Annotated in this window: 23 protein-coding genes; 12 read left to right on the top strand and 11 right to left on the bottom strand. The window is 55.2% G+C overall.

Annotated features, from left to right (window positions below; translation table 11 throughout):
- Window positions 1–11 precede the first annotated feature (11 nt).
- Window positions 12–1064: a HoxN/HupN/NixA family nickel/cobalt transporter gene (locus tag ACSQ3H_RS31690; protein WP_436120998.1), complete on the bottom strand. Its 1053-nt coding sequence runs from the start codon at window positions 1062–1064 to the stop codon at window positions 12–14.
- 146 nt (window positions 1065–1210) lie between these two features.
- Here ACSQ3H_RS31690 and nikR point away from each other — a divergent pair, with 146 nt between their 5' ends.
- The 3 genes from nikR (at window position 1211) to ACSQ3H_RS31675 (ending at window position 3643) form a co-directional block, all read left to right on the top strand.
- Window positions 1211–1612 (top strand): nickel-responsive transcriptional regulator NikR, encoded by a 402-nt coding sequence (gene nikR, locus ACSQ3H_RS31685; RefSeq protein WP_436120997.1) that lies wholly within the window; start codon window positions 1211–1213, stop codon window positions 1610–1612.
- Between the two features lie 220 nt (window positions 1613–1832).
- A complete protein-coding gene (locus ACSQ3H_RS31680; RefSeq protein ID WP_436120996.1) occupies window positions 1833–2870 on the top strand; it encodes an ABC transporter substrate-binding protein in 1038 nt (345 codons plus the stop codon).
- A 71-nt stretch (window positions 2871–2941) separates the two neighbouring features.
- Window positions 2942–3643: a class II aldolase/adducin family protein gene (locus ACSQ3H_RS31675; RefSeq protein ID WP_436120995.1), complete on the top strand. Its 702-nt coding sequence runs from the start codon at window positions 2942–2944 to the stop codon at window positions 3641–3643.
- Here the strand turns inward: ACSQ3H_RS31675 and ACSQ3H_RS31670 are convergent.
- Window positions 3640–3807 (bottom strand): Flp family type IVb pilin, encoded by a 168-nt coding sequence (locus ACSQ3H_RS31670; protein ID WP_436120994.1) that lies wholly within the window; start codon window positions 3805–3807, stop codon window positions 3640–3642. The genes ACSQ3H_RS31675 and ACSQ3H_RS31670 overlap by 4 nt on opposite strands.
- 389 nt (window positions 3808–4196) lie before the next feature.
- On the opposite strand from ACSQ3H_RS31670, the gene ACSQ3H_RS31665 reads away from it, so the two are divergent.
- The 7 genes from ACSQ3H_RS31665 (at window position 4197) to ACSQ3H_RS31635 (ending at window position 11524) form a co-directional block, all read left to right on the top strand.
- Window positions 4197–4376, top strand: a complete 180-nt coding sequence (locus ACSQ3H_RS31665; RefSeq protein WP_436120993.1) for a Flp family type IVb pilin — start codon at window positions 4197–4199, stop codon at window positions 4374–4376.
- A 167-nt stretch (window positions 4377–4543) separates the two neighbouring features.
- Window positions 4544–5575, top strand: a complete 1032-nt coding sequence (locus ACSQ3H_RS31660) for a glycosyltransferase family 2 protein (RefSeq protein ID WP_436120992.1) — start codon at window positions 4544–4546, stop codon at window positions 5573–5575.
- On the top strand, window positions 5568–6269 hold the full coding sequence (locus tag ACSQ3H_RS31655) for a class I SAM-dependent methyltransferase (RefSeq protein WP_436120991.1): 702 nt from the start codon (window positions 5568–5570) through the stop codon (window positions 6267–6269). Before ACSQ3H_RS31660 ends, ACSQ3H_RS31655 begins: the two co-directional genes overlap by 8 nt.
- Complete coding sequence (locus tag ACSQ3H_RS31650) at window positions 6241–6696, top strand: GtrA family protein (protein ID WP_436120990.1); 456 nt, start codon at window positions 6241–6243, stop codon at window positions 6694–6696. Before ACSQ3H_RS31655 ends, ACSQ3H_RS31650 begins: the two co-directional genes overlap by 29 nt.
- Window position 6697: 1 nt before the next feature.
- Window positions 6698–8203 carry a hypothetical protein gene (locus ACSQ3H_RS31645; RefSeq protein WP_436120989.1) on the top strand — a complete coding sequence of 502 codons (1506 nt, stop codon included), beginning with the start codon at window positions 6698–6700 and terminating at the stop codon, window positions 8201–8203.
- Window positions 8204–8489: 286 nt separating this feature from the next.
- Complete coding sequence (locus tag ACSQ3H_RS31640; protein WP_436120988.1) at window positions 8490–10217, top strand: type I secretion system permease/ATPase; 1728 nt, start codon at window positions 8490–8492, stop codon at window positions 10215–10217.
- Entirely contained in the window at window positions 10214–11524 is a 1311-nt protein-coding gene (locus ACSQ3H_RS31635) for an HlyD family type I secretion periplasmic adaptor subunit (protein WP_436120987.1), read from the top strand. Before ACSQ3H_RS31640 ends, ACSQ3H_RS31635 begins: the two co-directional genes overlap by 4 nt.
- A gap of 49 nt (window positions 11525–11573) precedes the next feature.
- Here ACSQ3H_RS31635 and ACSQ3H_RS31630 read toward each other — a convergent pair whose 3' ends face one another.
- The 9 genes from ACSQ3H_RS31630 to ACSQ3H_RS31590 all read right to left on the bottom strand — a co-directional run bounded on the left by ACSQ3H_RS31630 (window position 11574) and on the right by ACSQ3H_RS31590 (window position 20271).
- Window positions 11574–12344, bottom strand: coding sequence for an amino acid ABC transporter ATP-binding protein (locus ACSQ3H_RS31630; RefSeq protein ID WP_436121115.1), 771 nt, complete (start codon window positions 12342–12344; stop codon window positions 11574–11576).
- Entirely contained in the window at window positions 12344–13024 is a 681-nt protein-coding gene (locus ACSQ3H_RS31625) for an amino acid ABC transporter permease (RefSeq protein WP_436120986.1), read from the bottom strand. Before ACSQ3H_RS31625 ends, ACSQ3H_RS31630 begins: the two co-directional genes overlap by 1 nt.
- Window positions 13025–13109: 85 nt before the next feature.
- A complete protein-coding gene (locus tag ACSQ3H_RS31620) occupies window positions 13110–13880 on the bottom strand; it encodes an amino acid ABC transporter substrate-binding protein (RefSeq protein ID WP_436120985.1) in 771 nt (256 codons plus the stop codon).
- 181 nt (window positions 13881–14061) lie between these two features.
- Window positions 14062–15129: an ABC transporter ATP-binding protein gene (locus ACSQ3H_RS31615; protein ID WP_436120984.1), complete on the bottom strand. Its 1068-nt coding sequence runs from the start codon at window positions 15127–15129 to the stop codon at window positions 14062–14064.
- A 7-nt stretch (window positions 15130–15136) separates the two neighbouring features.
- Complete coding sequence (locus tag ACSQ3H_RS31610; protein ID WP_436120983.1) at window positions 15137–15985, bottom strand: carbohydrate ABC transporter permease; 849 nt, start codon at window positions 15983–15985, stop codon at window positions 15137–15139.
- Complete coding sequence (locus ACSQ3H_RS31605; RefSeq protein ID WP_436120982.1) at window positions 15982–16911, bottom strand: carbohydrate ABC transporter permease; 930 nt, start codon at window positions 16909–16911, stop codon at window positions 15982–15984. Before ACSQ3H_RS31605 ends, ACSQ3H_RS31610 begins: the two co-directional genes overlap by 4 nt.
- Before the next feature lie 114 nt (window positions 16912–17025).
- Window positions 17026–18297, bottom strand: coding sequence for an ABC transporter substrate-binding protein (locus tag ACSQ3H_RS31600; RefSeq protein ID WP_436121114.1), 1272 nt, complete (start codon window positions 18295–18297; stop codon window positions 17026–17028).
- Window positions 18298–18334: 37 nt separating this feature from the next.
- Window positions 18335–19522, bottom strand: a complete 1188-nt coding sequence (locus ACSQ3H_RS31595; protein WP_436120981.1) for a PLP-dependent transferase — start codon at window positions 19520–19522, stop codon at window positions 18335–18337.
- A 2-nt stretch (window positions 19523–19524) separates the two neighbouring features.
- Window positions 19525–20271 (bottom strand): FadR/GntR family transcriptional regulator, encoded by a 747-nt coding sequence (locus ACSQ3H_RS31590; RefSeq protein WP_436120980.1) that lies wholly within the window; start codon window positions 20269–20271, stop codon window positions 19525–19527.
- Window positions 20272–20469: 198 nt separating this feature from the next.
- Between ACSQ3H_RS31590 and ACSQ3H_RS31585 the strand changes: the two genes are divergently transcribed.
- On the top strand, window positions 20470–20799 hold the full coding sequence (locus ACSQ3H_RS31585) for an ArsR/SmtB family transcription factor (protein ID WP_436120979.1): 330 nt from the start codon (window positions 20470–20472) through the stop codon (window positions 20797–20799).
- On the top strand, window positions 20796–21278 hold the full coding sequence (locus ACSQ3H_RS31580) for an SRPBCC family protein (protein WP_436120978.1): 483 nt from the start codon (window positions 20796–20798) through the stop codon (window positions 21276–21278). Before ACSQ3H_RS31585 ends, ACSQ3H_RS31580 begins: the two co-directional genes overlap by 4 nt.
- Window positions 21279–21352: the final 74 nt, after the last annotated feature.

Genomic DNA, 21352 nt, shown 5'->3' with positions numbered 1-21352 from the left:
CTAAAGGCAGCCTACGAGGAAACTTCGACGTGCAGATTGTCGTAACCTTTTGCGCGATAAGCGATGGCGGAGATGATCCAGCTCAGGATGAAAATTCCTACGACTGCGTAGCCGAAATTGGCCAGATTATCGTTAAGCCCGCCGACGAAGTTCCAGAACGCGCCTTGGAGTCCGAGCTTGTCGCTAATCAATCCAAGCGCTTCCACTCCGCCGATGAAGATAGCGACGACCACTGATGCAGCCGTGATCGTCAGATTGTACCAGAGTTTACGCATCGGATTGATGGACGCCCAGCCATAAGCACCGGTCATCAGCACGCTGTCGGTCGTATCCATGAGCGACATGCCCGCCGTGAAGAGTGCCGGAAAGACCAGGATCGTCCAGAATGACATGCCCTGTGTCGCCTGCGCCGCCGAAATACCGAGCAAACCAATTTCCGTTGCGGTGTCGAACCCTAACCCAAACAGGAACCCGATCGGATACATATGCCATGATCGCGAAACCACACGGAAGATCGGGCGAAAGATACGCGCAATAAGACCCCGGCCTGCGAGAAGCGCGTCGAGATCCTCATCGACGATTTTCTCGCCGCGCCGAGCCCGAGTAAAAGCTGACCAGATGCCCCGCAAGATAAAGAGATTGGCCAGGCCGATAACGAGAAGAAACACGGCCGACACGGATGTGCCTATTACACCGCCAACATCATGGAACGATTCGAGATTGCTCTGCATCGCGGCGGCCGTTGCGGCGATGATCAGGGAGGCGATGACCACGATGCTTGAATGTCCAAGGGAAAAGAAGAAGCCGACCGAATAAGGCGCTTTACCTTCCTGGATCAGCTTGCGGACGACATTGTCGATCGCAGCGATATGATCAGCGTCAAATGCATGGCGCAGACCGAACATGTAGGCGAGGAGAGCAGTCCCCAGTAACGAAGGGCGATCGGAAAAAGCAATCCACGCCCACGCCCAAGCCCCGACATTGGCGGCGATCAGGACGACATAAGTCAAGATAATCTTGGCCCTGACGCGCGTCGGCTGATCGTCGAAAGGATTGGGAATCACATGGGCCTCCTCTGCTGGCCACGTATAGCGCGTGCTGGTAAACATGCACGGCGGGCCGTCATATCGGAGCAACCTTAGAAATCGAAAAGTATGATGTCTACGCGAAAAAATCTTACTCGCGCGTTTAAAAAAACTTGGAGCTGAAGATGCAAAGAATAACGATTACCCTCGATGACGATCTGATGGAGGAACTCGACAGGGTGATCGCGGTGAAGGGTTATCAAAATCGCTCCGAGGCTATCCGCGACCTTGCAAGAGCCGGGATGAAGCTCACCTCCATCGAAACGGGTGCAGCAACGCAGGTGATCGGTGTTCTAAGCTATGTCTTCGACCATGGAGCGCGCGATCTTGCACGCCGGTTGACCAACACCTTCCATGATCACCATGCCCTTGCGATATCAAGCATGCATGTCCATCTCGATCATGACAACTGCCTTGAAATCGGTGTCCTCAAAGGACCGCCGGATCAGGTTCAACATTTCGCCGAACACGTCATTTCGGAACGCGCGGTGAAGTACGGACATCTTCACGTCGTGCCGGCGGGATAGCCGAAAAGACCTGCTTCGGCTCCGAACCATTACCAGCGAGTAGCCATTTCTCGTTGTAGACCCTGTTAGCGTGGCTACAGGATGATCGTCACCCCGGGCGCATGCTTGCCTGAGTTGACATCATCTTCCGCAATGCTAAGCTATCATTAAGAGGAACGTTGTTCTATATAGAAGAACGACGCAGCTGCTCCCGCGGCGGTGCGGATATCGGAGTTGCATCATGAAAAAACTTTTGCTGGGAGCAGCGCTGGTTGCCTGCTTATCGTTGAATGCGATGAGTGCAATGGCGGCAGAACTTACCAAGGTGAAAATCGGTATCGTCAATGCCAGCAGCGATATCGCTTTCTTCATCGCCGACAAAAAAGGCTACTTCCGCGAGGAAGGCATCGAGGCTCAGTTCGTCCCCTTCGATTCCGGAGCCAAAATGGTTGCCCCACTCGGTGCCGGACAACTCGATGTCGCAGGCGGCTCGGTGTCAGCAGGATTGTATAATGCGGTGGCACGAGGGATCGGAATCAAGGTTGTCGCCGATAAGGGTTCGACGCCCCCCGGCTATGGCTATCAGCCGCTTCTTGTGCGCAAGGATCTTGTGGACAGCGGCAAGTACAAGTCGCTCGCCGATCTCAAGGGCATGAAAGTTGCCGGCAGTGCGACAGGCAGTGCATCGACCTCCACGATGAATGAAGCGCTGAAGAAAGCCGGGCTTAAAACCAGCGATGTCGAGCGTGTATTCCTCTCATTTCCGCAGCACATCATCGCGCTGGAGAACAAGGCCGTTGACGCCGCCTTGACAACCGAGCCTTCCGCAACAGAAGCCGTGCGCCGTGGTGCCGCCGTTCGTGTAATGGGCGATGACGAGATTTATCCCAATCACCAGCTCGCGGTGGTTCTTTACTCGGCAGAGTTCATCGGGGAACAGCCCGATGCCGCCAAGGCTTTCATGCGCGCCTATATCCATGCCCTTCGCGACTACAATGATGCGCTTGCCAACGGCAGACTGGCCGGCCCAGCCGCAGACGAAGTGATCTCGATATTGACCGAATATACACCGATCAAGGATCCCTCCGTCTATCGCGCCATTGTTCCACAAGGCACTGATCCAGACGGCAAGCTCAACACCACCAGCCTTGAGAACGATCTAAAGTTCTTCCAAAGCGAAGGTCTCGTACCGGCAAGCGCAACGGTCGCGCAAGTGCTCGATACTTCGTTCGCCGATGCGGCAGTGAAAGAGCTCGGTCCATACAAGCCCAAAAACTAAGAGTCCACACATGGGCTAAAAGCACGCGTTGCAAGCTGCAGTTGCACGATTATTCACAAGGTTGACGGGCCATGGACCGGGACACAGATCAAAAACGCATGCTGGTCGACGCGATCCTCATGCTTGAACGCTCGGGAATCATCGATTTCAACGGGCACGCGAGCTTGCGCGTGCCTGCCGAGGATCGAATGCTGATCAATTCCGGAGCATCTGTCCGATCCGCGCTCACTGCCGACGATGTCGTCATGATCGATTTCGAGGGCAATTTGGTTGACGGCGGCGCCGTACCGCCGATGGAATTCCACATCCATTCGGAAATCTATCGCCGGCGTGCAGATGTAAACGCTATCATCCATGCCCATCCATTGTGGTCGACGCTCTTCAGCATGACCGGCAGTCCGGTTGAACCCGTCATCATGCAGGCGGCTGTGCTCGGAAAGATCACGGAGTTTGACAAGATTGCATCGATCAACACCAAGGAACTGGGTGAGGAGCTTGCCACCTCGCTCGGCTCGCATCGCATCGCAATGCTGAAGTCGCATGGATCGGTGATCGCAGCAGGAAACATTCTCGAGGCTTTTGTGCTCGCCGTCTATCTCGAGGAGAATGCGCAAAGGCAGTATCTCGCCAAAAACCTTGGCGCACCAACGGTTCTGACATCCGATCAGATCGTTACAATCGCAGGCAATCTCTGGAAGCCCAACCTGTTGCAGAAGGTCTGGGACTACCACGCAGGCAAATTGCACTCCGCGTCATATATGTCGGGCCGCTAAGGGTTCACTTTGTTAGAGATCGCTTCGAACGTGTCTTTGATGTTCGTACCAAGCCTGCTGGTCGCGCCGATGATGGCGACCGCTATCAGAGCAGCGATCAGTGCGTATTCAACGGCACTTGCGCCGGTTTCGTCCTTGAGGAAGCGCGCGAAGAGCTTTGTCATCTGTTCGCCTCTCCTGTCTTATGTCGTGGTCTCGTTGAATCGTCCTCCTCCTTGACCGAATTGGCAAAAGAGACTGTCTCTATTAGTTAATTTTTACTTAAACAATACCGTTCAATTTAACTAAAACTTGCGTCAAACGACGAAGTCTTGACCCGATCGCGAGCATCGCAAAGGCCGTGCAAATCTCGGAACCGGCTACAGTGGAAGATAGTGCAATTACAGGTATCTGGTAATTTTAACCGAATTTAATCAAGTTCGGTAAAGGTAATTTAAGCAACAAATTCAGTCACCTTTCGGTAACCATTTAAATTAGGGAAACTGAAATTGCTCGAAATCTATGTTGATGACGGTTCAACGAAACCATGCACAACAACAGGATAGGCAATCAAATGAAAAATCTCTTCGCACGTTTCCTTAAAGACGAATCCGGCGCAACTGCCATCGAATATGGCCTGATTGCTGCCCTTATCTCCGTCGGCATCATCGCCGGTGCAACATCTCTCGGCGGCAGCATCAACAGCACGTTTACCAAGCTTGGCAGCACAATGACCAACGCCGCTCCGCAGTAAAAATTACCGAGTTGGGGCTGCTGACAAGCAGCCCCAATAAGTTCCCGTTTTGTCGTATCACGGGCCTGATCGAGCCGCCATAGTGCGGCCTTTTCTTTAGAAGCGCCTACTAAGCTTCAGACGCGAAGTAATACTAAAATTCCTCGGAGAGTCCGGAGGCTAGTCTCTTGTCCAGCGAGCAAAGCAACACGCCATTTCGCGATATAAAGCTATCTGCCGTTATTCCTTGTTACAACGAGGTGGATGGTATCGAGGAGCTTTACCGGCGCGTAACCGCGGCGTGTCAGGAGCAGGCCGGCCAGTCCTACGAGATTGTCCTCGTCATCGATGGTGCCACAGACGGCACCCGTCATGCGATCTTCGATCTGGCGACAAGGGACCCTCACCTCGTCGCAGTCGATCTCGCCCGCAATTACGGTCATCAAATTGCTCTCAGCGCCGGTCTGGATCTGTGCCGCGGCCAGCGAATTCTAATTCTCGATGCCGACCTGCAGGATCCGCCAGAACTTGTCGGACAAATGATGGCAAAGATGGACGAAGGCTATGATGTTGTCTACGGACAACGGCAGAAGCGCGAGGGCGAAAGCTGGTTCAAGCTGACTTCGGCTGCGATGTTCTATCGATTGCTGCGCAGAATGGTTGATGTGGATATTGCTCCGGACACCGGCGATTTCCGCCTGATGAGCCGCCGGACCCTGGATCATCTGAATGCGATGCCAGAGCGCTACCGCTTCATTCGCGGGATGGTCAGCTGGATAGGGTTGAGGCAAGTCGCGCTTCCCTATGAAAGGTCGCGACGCTTTGCGGGCACCACACACTATCCTTTCAAGAAAATGCTTTTGCTGGCGATGGATGCGATGACGAGCTTCTCCATCGCTCCCCTCCGCTTCGCGTCTCACCTCGGTATGATCTTCGGGATCCTCGGGCTTTTTGCGCTCGGTTACACTTTCTGTTCCTGGATTGCCGGAGACGTTTTGCCGGGTTGGACCAGTCTGGCGGCTATCATCCTCATACTTGGCAGTGTTCAGTTGCTCGTTCTTGGTATTTTTGGTGAGTACCTCGGGCGGATGTACATGGAAACAAAACGGCGCCCGCTTTACCTCGTCAACGAGATCGTCTCATACGATGCAGCCAGCGCGCGCCAGGACTTGCCCATTCACCGGCTCCAAGAACGTGTGAAAGAGGTGGTGAATGCTTGAGGCTGAATTTGATCAGTTCGCGTCCGAATATCACCAGCAACATGCGGCCAGCATTAGGCTCAGTGGTGAAACACCGGATTTCTTTGCCAAATACAAAATTGACGACGTTGCCGCCGTACTCGCGGCCGTGGGCGCGAAGCCGCGACGTATACTCGACTTCGGCGGCGGTGTGGGCAATTCACTAAGCTATCTTCGAGCCGCCTTCCCCGAGAGCGAGATAGTCTTGCTCGACCCCTCCTCGCAATCGCTCGATATTGCTCAGAAGCGGTTTCCCGGCCAAGCTCTGTTCCAACATTTCGATGGCAGAACAATTCCGTATGACGATGGGCACTTCGACCTGGTATTTGTTGCCTGCGTCTTTCACCATATTCCCGGTGATCTCCGCGGGGGCCTTCTCCAGGAAATCAGCAGGGTTCTGACGAAGGGCGGAAACTTTTTTCTATTCGAGCACAATCCGTGGAACCCGCTCACATTGCACGCTGTCCGTAATTGTCCGTTCGATGAGAATGCAGTTCTCATCAAGGCGAAAGATATGCGCGCTGAGATCGCTGACGCCGGCCTGTCTAGATCCCGCATCGTTTACCGCATCTTTTTTCCGCGTCTGTTGGCCAGGCTGCGGTCGCTCGAGCGCCATCTCGCCAAAATTCCGATCGGAGCGCAGTATTATGTCCACGCGGTCAAATCGTCCATTTGACTATTTGCAAATCGTGCGTTTCGGATCCGTCGGCGTTCTCAATTCCGCGTTCGGATACACCGTAATTCTGATTGCACTTTGGCTCGGAAATGGCGACGTCGTTTCGAATTTGATCGGCTACATTGCAGGTCTTGTCTTGAGCTTCGCCCTCAACAGCCAGTGGACTTTCGGCGGCACAAAAAATGTCTCTGCAAGCCTCGTCGCAAGATACGCCGGAACGTTCCTGGTGGCCTACGCGGTCAATCTTGGAATTGTTCTCACGGCGCGCTCAACCGGACTGATGAATGGCCCGATGATTCATCTCCTCGGAATTTGTGCCTATACAATCCTTTTCTATCTGGGATCGGTCTATTTCGTGTTTGCGGAAAACACACAAGTTTCGATTAAGAATCGGCACGCAATCAACGGACAAAGTGAGCCTCGATAGAATGGTTGACGACACCTACAGCACACAGACCGCAATTGCCGTAAGCCCATCGATGGAAGAAACCCAGCGCGTCAGGCTGCTCTTCTGTCTGGTTGTCGCAATTTTCAAGGCGGCCACGCTGCTTTTCTCCGCGGGCGGCCTCTTGCGAGATCCTGATAATTGGTGGCACGTGAGGGTTGGGCTGGATATGCTGTCAAGCCGCACCTTCCCCACTGTCGATACTTACTCTTATACCTTTGCTGGCAATCCGTGGATCGCCAAGGAATGGCTTGGGCAGATATTCTTTGCACTTGCCTACGAAGCGAATGGTTGGAATGGGGTCACATTGTTGACCATTGCAGTGATCACGTTAACGGTCTTCCTGCTTGCATGGTATCTCAGTGCCTCGTTAAGACCGACTGTGGCGTTCGGCCTGACGTTTCTCCTGTCGCTTCTCATCAGTCCAATCTTGACCGCGCGTCCACTCGTCTTCACACTTCCCATCATCATTGTCTGGACTGCAGAGCTCTTCCGGGCAGCACGCAGGGAGGAAACACCTCCGTTGTGGCTGCTTCCGCTCATATGCCTTTGGGCAAATCTCCATGGCACATTTACATTCGGATTCATTATCGCCGCCTTTGCAGGCCTTGATTTTCTGGCGCGGACCCGCCTGTCGAAACCAGCCGTCCTTGGCAAATGGATTGCCTTTGGGATGCTTTGCCCTCTGGTGACCTTACTTAATCCCTACGGTATCAAGGCTATCCTCGCGACCTTTACGGTGGCCTACGGCAACGAGGCGGTGTCATATATTGACGAATGGCAACCATTCAACGCCTCAGATTCTTACCTTATGGAAGGATTTCTGCTTGCAGCTCTTCTGGGGTTGCTCGTCTCGAAACTCCAAATCGGATGGGCGAAAGCCCTGTTTCTCCTCTTCAATCTGCACCTGCTCCTCACGCATCAGCGTTTCTGCTATCTGTTTGTTCTGCTGGTACCGCTTGTTCTCGCGGCCGAGATCGGAGAGCAATTTTCTTGGGTTTCAGCCCAGAGATGGGCTAAAGGACACCGCGACCAGCTTGAGCAATTCCTTGCCAGCCACTTTCACTCGATTTCGGTGGCGACTAGCGTTTTACTTGTGTTCACCGCCGCGATATTTTCCTCAGTTTCACAAGTCGAGCCTGACCCGAAAACATCTGCAAAAAATGCGCTTTCCTTCGCCCAGCAGCACAATCTGTCCGGGAACGTTTTCAACTCCTATAATTTTGGCGGCACCCTGATTTTCCATGGAATCAAGACGTACATCGATGGCCGAACCGACCAGCTCTTTCTGAATGGCTTCATGAAGAAAACTATGTCAGCGGGCAACAGTGGTGGAAGACCTATTTTAGAAGAACAGCTCAAGACCTATGCGATCGGCTGGGCTTTGTTAGCAACTGGCGACAGCCGCATCCCTTTCTTCGATGAATTAACCGATTGGCGACGTGCGTATTCTGACGAGAATGCGGTCATCTTTGTGCGGAAACGTTGAGCTGTTAGCCTACAGGCGCAGTCGCGGCTTTCTGAGAATGATGCGAGCGAGACTGCCTTACTGATTCCGCTCGCCATAATTTCGTTCGAGAAAATGCTAAATATTGATTATAGATAAGCAAATTTTTGATGATTCTACTGGAATAATATTATTCGCCCGTATTTATTGATTTGTTTATTAGTGATTATTTTAATCCGCTAATAAATAATTTGCCTTTTACTTTTCGTATTTATATTTTTATGTAATACTTAATACTTATTACCTATTGATTAACGGTGATTAGATCATGTTAAAGCGTGGGGGAAATCTGGGTTCAGAAGTTGCTGCGGCATTGGGGAGCTGTAGAAACGCATTCATCGGAATCGCGATCTTCAGTTGCTTCGTCAATATGCTGTATCTTTCCGGCTCTGCATACATGCTTGAAGTATATGACCGGGTGTTGCCAAGTCGCAGCGTTCCAACTTTAATAGGCCTCACAGTCATTATCAGTGTTCTATACGCTTTCCAGGGTTGTTTTGACCTGATCCGGCGACGACTGCTCATGCGTGTCGGAGAGCGGCTCGATGATGTTCTGTCGCCGCGGCTTTACGACGTAATGGTGCGACTGCCGCTCAAGGCGCCAGACACGGCCAGCACGATGCAACCCTTGCGCGATCTCGATACTATCCGCAGCTTCCTGATTGGCGGGGGGCCGACCGCTCTCTTCGACCTGCCCTGGCTTCCATTCTATATCGCGATTTGTTTCGTGTTCCATTTCTGGCTGGGCATGACAGCTCTCGGCGGCGCGATCCTTCTTGTCGGTCTGACTTACATGACCGAGGTCGTTACCCGTAGGCCGGTGCTCGAAGGCGCTCGTTATTCCGCTGCACGCAACCGCCTTGCCGAAGCAAGCCGCCGCAACGCGGAGGTCATCGTGTCGATGGGCATGGCCTCGCGTATTCACGCACGTTGGCAAACCGCAAATCGCGCCTATATGGATAACCAGCGCGATTCCGGCGATCTCGTATCGGGCCTCGGCGCCGTCTCAAGAATGCTTCGAATGCTCCTGCAATCGGGCGTTCTGGCAGTTGGTGCCTGGCTCGTTATTAACCAGCAAGCATCGGCCGGTATTATCATAGCGGGTTCGATCCTGTCATCGCGTGCACTAGCCCCTGTCGATTTCGCCATAGCCAACTGGAAGGGCTTCGTCGGCGCGCGGCAAAGCAAGCAGCGTCTCGACAAAATCTTGAAGATTTTGCCGGAGCAGGAAGCGCCAATGGAATTGCCGGCACCTGTGAAAACGCTCGCACTCGAATCCATAGCAGCCTCTCCGCCCGAACGGCAAAAGATCGTACTTCAGGATGTCCACTTCCTTCTGAAAGCGGGAATGGGCCTCGGCGTCATCGGGCCGAGTGCTTCGGGAAAGTCTCCTTTGGCGCGGCTGCTCGTAGGCGCCTGGACTCCCTTGCGCGGAACGATCCGGCTGGATGGTGCGACACTCGACCAGTGGTCTCCCGCAGTGCTCGGTCGTCATGTCGGCTATCTGCCGCAGGACGTCGATCTGATTGAAGGTACGGTCGCGGAAAACATTGCCTCTTTCGATCCTCAAGCAGAACCCGAAGCCATCATCGAAGCTGCGAAAGCGGCCCGGGTACATGATCTTATCGTTGGGCTGACTGACGGTTATGAAACAGCCATCGGCGAACAGGGGACTGCACTGTCCGCCGGGCAGCAACAGCGTGTCGCTTTGGCGAGAGCGCTTTACGGCAACCCCTTTCTTGTGGTTCTTGATGAACCGAACTCCAATCTCGATTCCGACGGCGAAGACGCTCTCACCCAGGCGATCCTCAGTGTTAGGCAGCGTGGCGGGATTGTCGTGGTTATTGCGCATCGTCCGAGCGCGTTGGCAGGCGTGGATATGGTGCTGGCCCTCAACAACGGCCGCCAGCTGGCGTTCGGACCCAAGGAAGAAGTCGTTTCCAAAGTCTTGCGCTCCGCCAATGTCATACCAATCAATGCAGGAACACCCGCATGACAGAGCCCCGCACACGCACGAATAAACGGTCGATCAATTATCATCTTGTTGCCGGAATAGGCACCGCCTTCCTGCTATGCGGCGTTGTCGGCGGATGGGCCGTGACCACCGATATATCTGGAGCTGTCATTGCCGGCGGTTCGCTCGTCGTCGATAGCAGCGCCAAGAAAGTACAGCACCTGACTGGCGGCATCGTCGGGAAACTTCTGGTCCGCGACGGCAGCCATGTTCAAGGCGGTGACGTGGTAATCCGACTCGATCCAACGACAACGCAAGCCAATCTGGCAATTGTCATGAACGGTCTCAACCAGTTCGTGGCACAAAAGGCCCGGCTTGCAAGCGAACGCGACAAACTCGAGGACATCCGTTTTCCGAAGGCCTTGACAGATCGACAGAGCGACCCGGATGTGGCAGAAATTCTGGCAGGCGAGCGTCAGCTTTTTCAGGTGCGGCGCAAATCCCAGGCCGGAAAGAAGCTGCAATTATCCAAGCAAATCGACCAGTCCAGACAGGAAATCATTGGACTGACTGCCGCGAAGAACTCCAAAACCAGTGAAAGCGTGTTGATCGCCAAACAGCTGGAAAGTGTTCACAGTCTTTGGGACAGGCAACTCACCGAGCTTGACCGGCTGATTGCCATTGAACGGCAGAAGACAACCATAGACGGAGATATCGGCCGTTATACTGCTGCGATCGCGCAATCTGAAGGCAAGATCGCCGAGACGGAACTTCAGATCATTCAGGTGGACGAGGATGCCGCCAGCGAAGATGCGAAGGACATGCGCGACATCGATACGAAAATCGGGGAATATGTCGAGCGCAAGGTCGCTGCTGAGGATCAGCTGAAACGCATCGATATCCGCGCCCCCCAGACCGGCACCGTGCACGAACTTTCAGTACATACCGTCGGAGGCGTGGTCCCGGCCGGCGAACAGCTCATGCTGATTGTGCCGGATGCCGACCTGCTTGTCGTCGAAGCCAAGGTTCAGCCGCAAGACGTCGATCAGCTTTTCATTGGGCAACCGGCGGGCCTGCGCTTTACAGCTTTCAGCCAGCGCACCACGCCGGAGGTCAACGGCACAGTGCAGCAGATTTCCGCCGACGTTACAACCGATACGCGCACCGGCCAAAGCCACTACACTGTGCGGGTAGCCGTTCCACCCGAAGAGGTCGCACGGCTCGGAGCGATCAAACTTGTGCCCGGAATGCCTGTTGAAACTTTCATAAAAACCGGAGATCGTAGTGTCGCTTCCTATTTCATCAAGCCAATGATGGATCAGGCAATGCGCGCCTTCCGCGAAGGTTGAGCAACGAGGTGTTGAAGCACACAAAAATCCGAGCTGCGTGCATGCGCTGCTAAATTCCCTCGCCATGCGTATGGCCTTCATGCGTCAAGGTTGCAATGAAGCGCTTCGTGCGCTCCTGTTTCGGCCTCGTGAAGATGTCCCGCGATGAACCGGTTTCGACGATCACGCCGCCATCCAGCACAATCACCTCATTGGCGATCTTGGAGGCGAGGCGCAGGTCATGGGTGGCCATGACCATGGTCGTACCTTCTCGCGCCAACTGCGCCAACACATCGACCACTTCACCCGAGAGTTCAGGATCGAGCGCGGAAGTCGGTTCGTCACATAGAAGGACCTTTGGTGACGGAGCGAGCGCGCGGGCGATCGCCACTCGCTGTTGCTGCCCGCCGGAGAGCGTCGAGGGCCAAACATCGGCCTTATGTGCAAGTCCGACCTTTTCGAGCAATGCCATTGCCCGTTCCCTCGCCCGTTCCTTTGGCCATTTGAGGACTGTGGTCAGCCCTTCCGTGACGTTCTCGATAACCGTACGGTGCGGAAATAGCTGGAAGTTCTGGAACACCATGCCGGTATGCCGGCGCAACATCTGAATCTGCTTCATGCTCACGCGGACTCCGGGATGGAATTCCAGCCGGTCACCAGCAATTTCCACCGAACCCGATGTCGGAACTTCCAGCAGGTTTATGCACCGCAGAAGGGTGCTCTTGCCGCCTCCGGAAGGTCCTACGAGCGCCATGACCGCGCCTTCGGCCACGCTCAAAGAGACATTCTTGAGTACCGTGTGGTCGCCAAAGCGCTTTTCGATATTCTTCAATTCGACCATCATGACCGCGCCTCCAGGAAGCCGCCATAGCGATTGAGGCGTGTCTCCAGCCGCGCTTGCAGCGATGACAGGACAGAACTCAAGGCCAGATAAATCAGTGCGGCCTCCACATAGAGAATAAGCGGTTCATAGCTGGTGGCAACAATACGTTGCGCCGCCTGAAAGAGTTCCGGCACAGTAATAGCTGCCGCAAGCGAAGTATCTTTGACCAGGGAAATGAAGGTGTTTGACAGTGGTGGCACAGCCACCCTTGCTGCCTGGGGCAAGATGGTGCGTTGCATCGCCTGGCGCCAATTCATGCCGATCGAATAGGCCGCTTCCCACTGGCCTTTCGGCACAGACGATATGACGGCACGAAGGATTTCCGATGTATAAGCGCCAATGTTCAGCGTGAAGCCGATCAGCGCCGCGGTGAACGCGTCAAGCACGATACCAACGCTCGGGAGGCCATAGAATATCAGGAAGAGTTGTACGAGAAGCGGCGTGCCGCGAATGATCCAGACATAGAACTTGACGACCGCCGCAAACGGACCTGGCGCGAATAGCCGAACAAGAGCAGCTATAAGACCGACGGTAAGGCCAAGCGCGAATGACAAAAGCGTCAATGGAATGGTGAAGATCAATCCCGCCCATAACAGCGACGGAAGAGATTCAAACATCAATGTCAGCCAGTGAGGCAAGGCCGATCTCCCTCAAAAGACAAAGGCAGGGAATTTGTGTTCCCTGCCCTCTTAGAGCGTAATTTGTCGCGGTCGTAAACGACTGTTACTTCGAAACGTCCTGACCGAAATATTTGTCGGCGATCTTCTTGTAAGTGCCGTCCGCTTTGATCGTCTCCAGAGCCTTGTTGATGGCAGCCAGCAGATCCGGCTCACCCTTGCGGATGATGATGCCGGAGAAATCGGCATTTTCCTGCTGGGCTGCGATCTTTACCGGCGCATCGGGCTTGTGCTTCTTGAAATCGAGAAAAGACAGGCTGTCATTGATCGTCGCGTCTGCCCGGCCATTGATCAGGAGCTGGATCGATTGGTCGAACCCGTCGGTGCCGACGAGTTCCGCGCCATTGCTTTCGGCGATCTTGCCAAAATTACTGGTGAGCGACTGTGCGGATTTTTTGCCCTTCAAATCGGCAAAGCCCTTGATCTCGTCATTGTCACTTTTGACGATGAGCACGGCCTTGGAAGCGATATAGGGCTCGGAGAAATCGTATTTCGCCTTGCGTGCTTCGGTGATGCCGACCTGATTGATGACCGCGTCGTAGCGGTCGGCATCAAGACCGGCAATCAGGCCATCCCACTTGCCTTCAAGGAACTGAGCCTTGACGCCGAGATTCTTGGCAATCGCCTCACCGATCTCCACGTCGAAGCCGACAAGCTTACCCGAGGCATCATGATAGGTGAACGGCGCATAGGTGCCTTCCGTGCCAATCTTGAAAACGCCGGTTGTCTTGATCTGTTCGAGTTTGGACGCGGCCTCTGCCTGAACAGGCACGATTGCGAGAGCACCGACGACGAGGAGTGATTTCAACCAGTTCATTTTGCTTCCATCCATGTGTTATATGCTTTTTGACGCATCACCGAAAAATGTCACTTTGCCGCGACGCTGCATAGGTATTCGCAGCTGCTATCGGGAGCAGAACGGTGAAATTAATACCAGATTTCGGCCCTATATAGGAATTTTATTCCACCTGGGGTTGCGAATAATTATCCGGATTCTCCTATGCGATCCGCAAGCCGGTCACGCCATGGAAGAGATGCACATCTGCCGCCTTGATACCAAGACCAATCGTGTCCCCGGGGCCACGATCCGTGCGGCCCATAGCAAAGATGCAGACCTGCTTGTCAGCGAGTGTCGTGTAGAACTGCGTCGAGAGACCGAGCGGCTCTATCACCTCGATCTTCGCTTTCAGGCCCTCGCCGCCGACTTCGATGTTCTCGGGACGGATACCAATGGTCACCCGGTCGCCGTCCTCGATCTTGAGCTCTGGCCGCAATGGTATCATCTGGCCGTCGGTCAGTTCTGCTGCAACTTTCTTTCCGTCCCGGCTGACGACCGCGGGCAGGAAGTTCATGCCGGGTGAACCGATAAAACCGGCCACGAACAGGTTTGCAGGATGATCGTAGAGTTCAAGCGGTGTCCCGACCTGCTGAATAACCCCATCATGCATAACCACAATGCGATCTGCCATGGTCATGGCTTCGACCTGATCGTGGGTGACGTAGACCGAGGTCGTCTTCAATTGCTGGTGCAGCGCCTTGATCTCGGTGCGCATATGCACACGCAGCTTGGCATCGAGATTGGACAAGGGTTCATCGAACAGAAACACCTTGGGATCACGCACGATGGCGCGGCCCATGGCGACGCGCTGGCGCTGGCCGCCGGAAAGCTGGCGCGGCAGACGTTGCAGCAACACGTCGAGACCAAGCCGTTTGGCGGCGCTGCCGACGCGGCTCATGACCAGTTCCTTTGCCGTTTTACGCAAGAGAAGGCTGAAGCCCATGTTCGACGCCACATCCATATGCGGGTAGAGCGCATAGGACTGGAACACCATGGCGATGTCGCGGTCCTTTGGCGCTACGTCATTGACGACGCGGTCGCCAATCCTGATCTCGCCGGCGGAGATTTCTTCAAGTCCGGCTATCATCCGCAATAGAGTGGACTTGCCGCAGCCGGAAGGGCCGACGAGGACCACGAATTCGCCATCGGCAATGGAAAGATCCACTGCCGACAGCACATTCATGGCGCCATAGCTTTTCTGGACATTGGAGATTGTGACAGAAGCCATCGATCTATTATCCCTTGACTGCGCCAGCGGTGAGACCCGTGACGAGGTAGCGTTGCAGGAAGGCGAAGAACAGGCAGGCCGGTATGAGCGCCAGCACCGAAGCCGCCATCATCTGACCCCAGTCGACCGCGAACTTGCCGATGAAGGTCAGGAGCCCGACGGCAAAGGTTTTCTGGCTGTCGCTACTGATCAGCATCAGTGCGAACAGCAACTCGCTCCAGGCGGCAGTGAAGACGAAGCCCAGCGTCGCGCCCATGCCCGGCAGGGTCAATGGAATGATGACCTTGCGCAGCGCTTGGCTACGACTGCACCCGTCGATCATCGCTGCCTCTTCCAGATCTTTCGGAATGCCGTCGAAAAATGACTGCATGAGGAATGTGGCGAAGGCGATGTTGAAAGCGATGTAGATAATGATGAGGCCAGTCAAACTATTGGTAAGTCCGAGCTGACCCATAATGCGGTAGATCGGCGGAATAACCATGACCAGCGGAAAAGTCTGTGTCAGAAGCAACGTCACCGCGACCGTCGTCTTGCCGCGAAACGAGAAGCGCGACATGGCGTAGCCGGCTGCCGAAGCGATGACCGTGACGAGTACGGCCGTGATAACCGAAACGATCACGCTGTTCATGAAATAGCGGGGGAAGTCCGTGGCGCGCAACACGGTCTTGTAGTTTTCCCAAGTCGAGATTGAAGGCCACATTGTGATGCCTTCCGAATAGAGCAATGATTGCGGTGTTACCGAAATCTTGAGTGTCCAGAACAATGGAAACAGCGCGAAGATCACGTAAGCGCCGACTGCCGCGTAAAGGCCGACACCGCCGAGAATGCGCACGTTGCGCGAGCGTCCTGCTATCATGACGCCCTCACAAGTGATTTGCGGATGCGGATCAGTACAATCGCGTAAAGAATGAGCAGCCCCAGCAGGAGGACGGCGACCGCCGAAGCGTAGCCCTTGTCGAGAGTCTTGAAGGCGCTGACATAGATATAGGTGGCGACCGTATTGGTGGCGCCGGCAGGACCGCCCTCGGTCATCACGTAGATCAGGTCGGCAAAGGTGGCGATCCAGATCGTTCGCAACATCACTGTAATCGCAATGGTCGGTGCAAGGAACGGTAGCGTCACTTTTGTGAAACGCTGCCAGGGATTGGCGCCGTCGATTGCTGCAGCCTCGTGCAGTTCACCTGGAATGGATTTCAGCGCAGCCAGAAGTGTGATTGCGAAGAACGGCACGCCGAACCAGACATTGGCGATGATCGGGCCCCACATGGCCGTCGACGGATCGGAAAGTATGTTAGTCGGCGCAGATTGGATGCCGAGTGCGTAGAGCCAATGCGGCAAAGGTCCGACGATCGGGTTGAACAGCCATGCCCATGTCAAGCCGGACAGAAAGGAAGGCACGGCCCAAGGCAGAAAGACAATCGCCTGAACGATCTTCTTGCCGGCAAACTCCCGATCGAGAAGCAGCGCAAGTCCAAGGCCAAGAAAGAACTGCAGGAACAGGCTGGCGACAGTCCACCACAACGTATTCATCAGCGCCTGTCCGAGATTGGGGTCGTGCAGTAAGGCCTGATATTGCGCGAGCCCGACGAACTCGGATTTGAACGCCGAAAACTTCCGGAACGAATAACTGATGCCGAAGATCAGCGGTACAACCAGCACCAGCATGAGCAAAACAATAGCCGGGCTCAAATAAAGCCATGGTTCAAAAACGGTGGCGAAGCTTCGTCCGCCAGCCTTCCCCCTCCTCTGCGGCAGGCCAGCCGCTGTCGATTGCATCACCATGTTTCTCGGCCCCTCATTAATACCTTCATGCCTTTCACCACCCGGATGACGGGTTGGTGAAAGCAGAATGGAAATGCTCCGGCGCATTGCACCGGAGCATCGTTTCACGTCACATTACTTCTTGTTCTTGGCCATCCAAGCCTGCTGCTGTTCGGTGAGGAACGTAGCCCATTCATCGGCGACTGCCTTCGGTGTCTTTCGGCCTAGCAGCACTTCCTGGAAATTCTTGACTGAAACCGAATCGTAGAAATTGCCGAGGTTTTCGAGATAGGTCGGCGGTGTCACAAACTCGAAAGTCTTCGGATCGTTCATTTCTTCGAACCAGCCCTTGAAGCTGTCGGCCCCAAAATATGGGTCCTTGTCCGCACCATTATGGATGGGGATGACACCGACATTCTTGGCGAATTCGAGGTTGTCTTGCGGGGAGAGCAGCGTACCCATCAACTTCCAGGCATCGTCCTTGACCTTGGAATTGGCGAACATCGCCCAGCCGGCATAGCCAAGCGTCGGATAGGATTTTCCATTCGGCCCGGTCGGCAGCGGCGCAACGCCAAAATCTTCCGGTTTCATCTTTTCGGCAATACCGATCAGTGCGTCCGGATCCTGATCGAGCATGGCGCAGGTGCCGGAATAGAATCCGGTCACGACTTCATTGAAGCCCCAGCTGACACTGTCCTTCGGCGCATAGCCGTTCTTGTAGATATCGGCCAGCATCTCCAGGCCCTTTACCGCGCCCGGTTCGTTCAGGGTCGCCGTGCCGTCCGCGTTGAAGTAACCGCCCTTGCCGTTGGCGATGTTCATGAACATCTGCACGCCATTGAAACCGCCGGGACCGCCGCGCAGGCAATAGCCGTACTTGCCCTGGATCGCCGAGATCTTCTTGTTGGCTTCCATGAACTCGTCGAGCGTCTTCGGTGCTTCCTTGAGACCGGCTTCGGCGAAGAGCTTCTTGTTCCAGAACATGGCCCGGACGTAGTAGCCGTAGGGGATCATGTACTGTTTGTTGTCAACGACGGAGCCGAACTGTTTGGCACGGTCGCCCAGCGTTCCGGCATCCTTCCACTTGGCCATATACGGCCCGAGATCTTCGAGCTGGCCATTGGTCGCGTAAAGACCCATCCAGCGCTCTGGCATCTCGACAATGTCGGGTGTGTCGCCAGCCTGAACCATGGTCAGGAATTTCTCGAAAGCCTGTCCCCAAGGCAGCGAGACGAGCTCTACCTTCGTGCCCGGATTGGCCTGTTCGAAGCTCGCAATCTGCTTCTTCAAAAGCTCGGTGCGCGGCGGACTGGTGATCACCTCCACCATCTTGATTGTCGTGTCGGCGAAAGCCGCCGATACGGTCATCGACAGGGCTGCGATCGCACCCGCCAGAAATGTTCCCATTCGTTTTTGCATTATAAGGCTCCCATTTTTTTGAAGTTCAGCGTTTAGCTTTTGTCAGTGCATTCATGAGGTCCGCCCAAAGCTCCTCTACACTTTCGAGTCCCACATGAAGGCGGATCGTCCGGGGGCTGACACCAAAGCGCCCGATCGAATTGGCATCCGGCGTTTGCTGCAATGAAGCAAGTGCCGGTACGACGAGGCTTTCATGACCACCCCAGCTGACGCCGATGCGAAAAATCTTGAGTGCGTCGACGAAGGTTGGCACGTCGATGTCCTCGGTTACCTCGAAGGAAAACAGGCCGGAATAGCCGCTGAGCGTCGCCTTGCCCGGATGATTGGAATAGACCGGATGCATCACGCGCTCGACATCGCCATGTGCCTTCAGGCGTTCGGCTATGGTCAGCCCGCTCTTCATGTGATGCGGCAGCCGCAGCGTCAGCGTGCGCAATCCACGCAGCAGCAGCCATGCCTCGAAAGGTGAAAGCTTTGCGCCGAGATAGGAGTAGGTGCGGCCATTGATCCGCTCGATCATTTCACGCGATCCGGCAACAACGCCGGCAACGGTGTCACTGTGACCGCCGAGATATTTCGAGGCGGAATGCATGACAAGATCGATGCCGTGTGTGATCGGCTTCTGGAAAAGCGGCGTAGCCCAGGAATTGTCGATTGTGGTCACTATGCCATGCTGCTTGGCGAGTTTCGCATAATGGGAGATGTCCTGCAGCTCGAACATCATCGAACTCGGGCTTTCGAGGTACAGCATTTTTGCACCCGGCAAGGCCGCCGCCACCGCATCGGGATCGGAGCCGTCGACATAATCGACCTTGATGCCGAGATGCGGCAAAAGCCGTTCGAACAGGCGGTAGGCATCGCCATAGCAATTGCGCACGGCAACGATGCGATCGCCCGCTCCGACAAAGGCCAGCACCATGGCGCTGATCGCGCCCATGCCGCTGGAAAAAGCCCGCGCGGCTTCCGCCCCTTCAAGCGCGGCAATCTTGCTTTCGAATTCCATGACCGTCGGATTGTCGCCGCGTGAATACATCGGCTGGCGCTTCCGGCCGGCGAAGGCATCCGCCATAGCCGCGTAATTATCGAAGGTGAAAAGCGATGTTTGGTAGATCGGGGGAACGACGGAACCGCCGGGGAAAGGCTCGTCATGCGCGAGCAATGTTGCGGCTTGCGCCATCAGGTCCTGGTCGTGAAAGTAGGGATTGTCGCTCATTTTCAGCTCTTGGCTCTGCTCTTGTTCTGCTTTTTGAGGTTTGCGGCGCCGCGCTTGAGGTCATCCTCGACGGTCGCAATCAGCTTCAATGCCTCAGCGCGCGCCGCAACCGGGTCGCGTGCCGCAATCGCGTTGAAAAGGGTGCGGTGATAGGGGAAACTGGCGTGGCCGAAATCCCGCACCCCGAGCGGATGTTCCCAGAACCGATGAAACATCTCGTACATCGCAGCGATAATCTGTTCGAACAGCGGATTGCCCGAAGTGCGGAACACAGCAAGGTGGAAGTCCCAATCCTCGTCCGCTGACATGCCATGGCGTACGTGGAATGCCTCTTCCATAATGATCAGTTTCTGCTCGATGAACGCAATATCGGCGTCGTTGGCGCGCTCGGCACAAAGAACCGCAGCTTCGGCCTCGAGGCCGCGGCGAATTTCCAGTGTGTGCATAAGGCTATTGAAATCATTGCCTGATGGCAGCGTCAGCGGCATATGCAGCATGTTGCGCGTGACGGCGGCCCTCAAATAGGTACCGCTGCCCTGGCGCCGCTCGACAAGGCCGAGCTCCTGCCAGCGCGTCAGCGCCTCGCGCACTGTGGTCCGGCTGACTTTCAGGTGTTCGGCAAGCACGCGTTCAGTCGGCAGCCGGTCTCCAGGTGTCAGTCCCTCGCCCGTCACGAAATCGACCAGTGCATGCAACACCGCGTCGTCGCGCGATGCTGTGTGAACCGGAGAAAGGATCGGACTGATCACGAAACGCTTCGCCTAAATTGGTTGGACCATTGTGCCAATTCAGCATGGAAGAGAGAAGGAGTCAAATGCCTGTCGAGATTTTTTGATGCGACCCCCGCCGATCGCTATGGAGTAGCGCATCGATCAGCGATCAAGGCACTGACGTTGCGGCAACACATTAGGCTTGACTAATTAATGAGTATTCACTAATGTATAGAAATGACTGAAGCTATCACCATCAACGTTGTCCTGCGCACGCTTGCTGATCCCACCAGACGAGCCATATTCGAGCGGGTCGTCAGGTCCGACGAGATTACCGTGGTCGAGCTGACGCGAGGGAGTGGTGTAACGCAGGGCGCTATCTCCCAACATCTCAAGTCATTGAAGCAGGCCGGCTTGGTCGCCGAGCGCCCCGAGGGCCGCAACGTCTATTATCGCGCCCAGCCCGAGGGCCTGGAGCCGCTAGCCGATTGGATGAGCCACTACGGCGTCTTCTGGCGCGAGCGGTTCGCCAACCTCAGAACCCTCCTGAAGGAGATCGATCCATGAACGACGCTGCATTGAAGTCCGACACGCAAGACATCGTGGTCGACGAGGTCTTCCCACATGCACCCGAGACGATCTGGAAAACGCTGACAACCGGCGAACTGATCACCCGCTGGATGATGGCGCCGACAGGCTTCGAGCCGGTGGAGGGCAAGCAGTTCACGTTCCAGACGACCCCAGCCGGCGAGTGGGACGGTATCATCCGCTGCCAGGTATTGGACGTGGTTCCGAACGAACGCTTCGTCTACGCCTGGAAAGGCGGACACGAGGGAAACGTCGGATACGGCTCGCGGCTGGACACCGTCGTCACGTGGATCCTCTCCAAAGTCGAGAGCGGAACGCGCGTTCGCCTTGTGCACTCCGGCTTCGTGCTCCCGAAGAACGATACTGCTTTCAAGAATATGAGCGAAGGTTGGAAGAAGGTTGTCCGAAACCTCGACACCATCGTTGCGGAACAGGTCTCATCGAAGAAACAGCACTAGCACGCGTCGAAGTCCTGATCGCATCGGAAGTTGGTGCAGGAGCCAACACCGGAAAGGACAGGAATTCTCACCAA

The organism is Phyllobacterium sp. LjRoot231, assembly GCF_964253365.1.
In the GTDB taxonomy this organism is placed as follows: domain Bacteria; phylum Pseudomonadota; class Alphaproteobacteria; order Rhizobiales; family Rhizobiaceae; genus Phyllobacterium.
The sequence above is the reverse complement of the archived record's forward strand: the minus strand, read 5'-3'. Positions and strand labels throughout refer to the sequence as shown.

Excerpts from the sequence above, each read along its gene's own strand:
- nikR (WP_436120997.1), top strand. The coding sequence starts at position 1,211 with ATGCAAAGAATAACGATTACCCTCGATGACGATCTGATGGAGGAACTC.
- ACSQ3H_RS31680 (WP_436120996.1), top strand. The coding sequence starts at position 1,833 with ATGAAAAAACTTTTGCTGGGAGCAGCGCTGGTTGCCTGCTTATCGTTG.
- ACSQ3H_RS31675 (WP_436120995.1), top strand. The coding sequence starts at position 2,942 with ATGGACCGGGACACAGATCAAAAACGCATGCTGGTCGACGCGATCCTC.
- ACSQ3H_RS31670 (WP_436120994.1), bottom strand. The coding sequence starts at position 3,807 with ATGACAAAGCTCTTCGCGCGCTTCCTCAAGGACGAAACCGGCGCAAGT.
- ACSQ3H_RS31665 (WP_436120993.1), top strand. The coding sequence starts at position 4,197 with ATGAAAAATCTCTTCGCACGTTTCCTTAAAGACGAATCCGGCGCAACT.
- ACSQ3H_RS31655 (WP_436120991.1), top strand. The coding sequence starts at position 5,568 with ATGCTTGAGGCTGAATTTGATCAGTTCGCGTCCGAATATCACCAGCAA.
- ACSQ3H_RS31650 (WP_436120990.1), top strand. The coding sequence starts at position 6,241 with ATGTCCACGCGGTCAAATCGTCCATTTGACTATTTGCAAATCGTGCGT.
- ACSQ3H_RS31645 (WP_436120989.1), top strand. The coding sequence starts at position 6,698 with ATGGTTGACGACACCTACAGCACACAGACCGCAATTGCCGTAAGCCCA.
- ACSQ3H_RS31640 (WP_436120988.1), top strand. The coding sequence starts at position 8,490 with ATGTTAAAGCGTGGGGGAAATCTGGGTTCAGAAGTTGCTGCGGCATTG.
- ACSQ3H_RS31635 (WP_436120987.1), top strand. The coding sequence starts at position 10,214 with ATGACAGAGCCCCGCACACGCACGAATAAACGGTCGATCAATTATCAT.
- ACSQ3H_RS31630 (WP_436121115.1), bottom strand. The coding sequence starts at position 12,344 with ATGGTCGAATTGAAGAATATCGAAAAGCGCTTTGGCGACCACACGGTA.
- ACSQ3H_RS31620 (WP_436120985.1), bottom strand. The coding sequence starts at position 13,880 with ATGAACTGGTTGAAATCACTCCTCGTCGTCGGTGCTCTCGCAATCGTG.
- ACSQ3H_RS31615 (WP_436120984.1), bottom strand. The coding sequence starts at position 15,129 with ATGGCTTCTGTCACAATCTCCAATGTCCAGAAAAGCTATGGCGCCATG.
- ACSQ3H_RS31610 (WP_436120983.1), bottom strand. The coding sequence starts at position 15,985 with ATGATAGCAGGACGCTCGCGCAACGTGCGCATTCTCGGCGGTGTCGGC.
- ACSQ3H_RS31605 (WP_436120982.1), bottom strand. The coding sequence starts at position 16,911 with ATGGTGATGCAATCGACAGCGGCTGGCCTGCCGCAGAGGAGGGGGAAG.
- ACSQ3H_RS31600 (WP_436121114.1), bottom strand. The coding sequence starts at position 18,297 with ATGGGAACATTTCTGGCGGGTGCGATCGCAGCCCTGTCGATGACCGTA.
- ACSQ3H_RS31595 (WP_436120981.1), bottom strand. The coding sequence starts at position 19,522 with ATGAGCGACAATCCCTACTTTCACGACCAGGACCTGATGGCGCAAGCC.
- ACSQ3H_RS31585 (WP_436120979.1), top strand. The coding sequence starts at position 20,470 with ATGACTGAAGCTATCACCATCAACGTTGTCCTGCGCACGCTTGCTGAT.
- ACSQ3H_RS31580 (WP_436120978.1), top strand. The coding sequence starts at position 20,796 with ATGAACGACGCTGCATTGAAGTCCGACACGCAAGACATCGTGGTCGAC.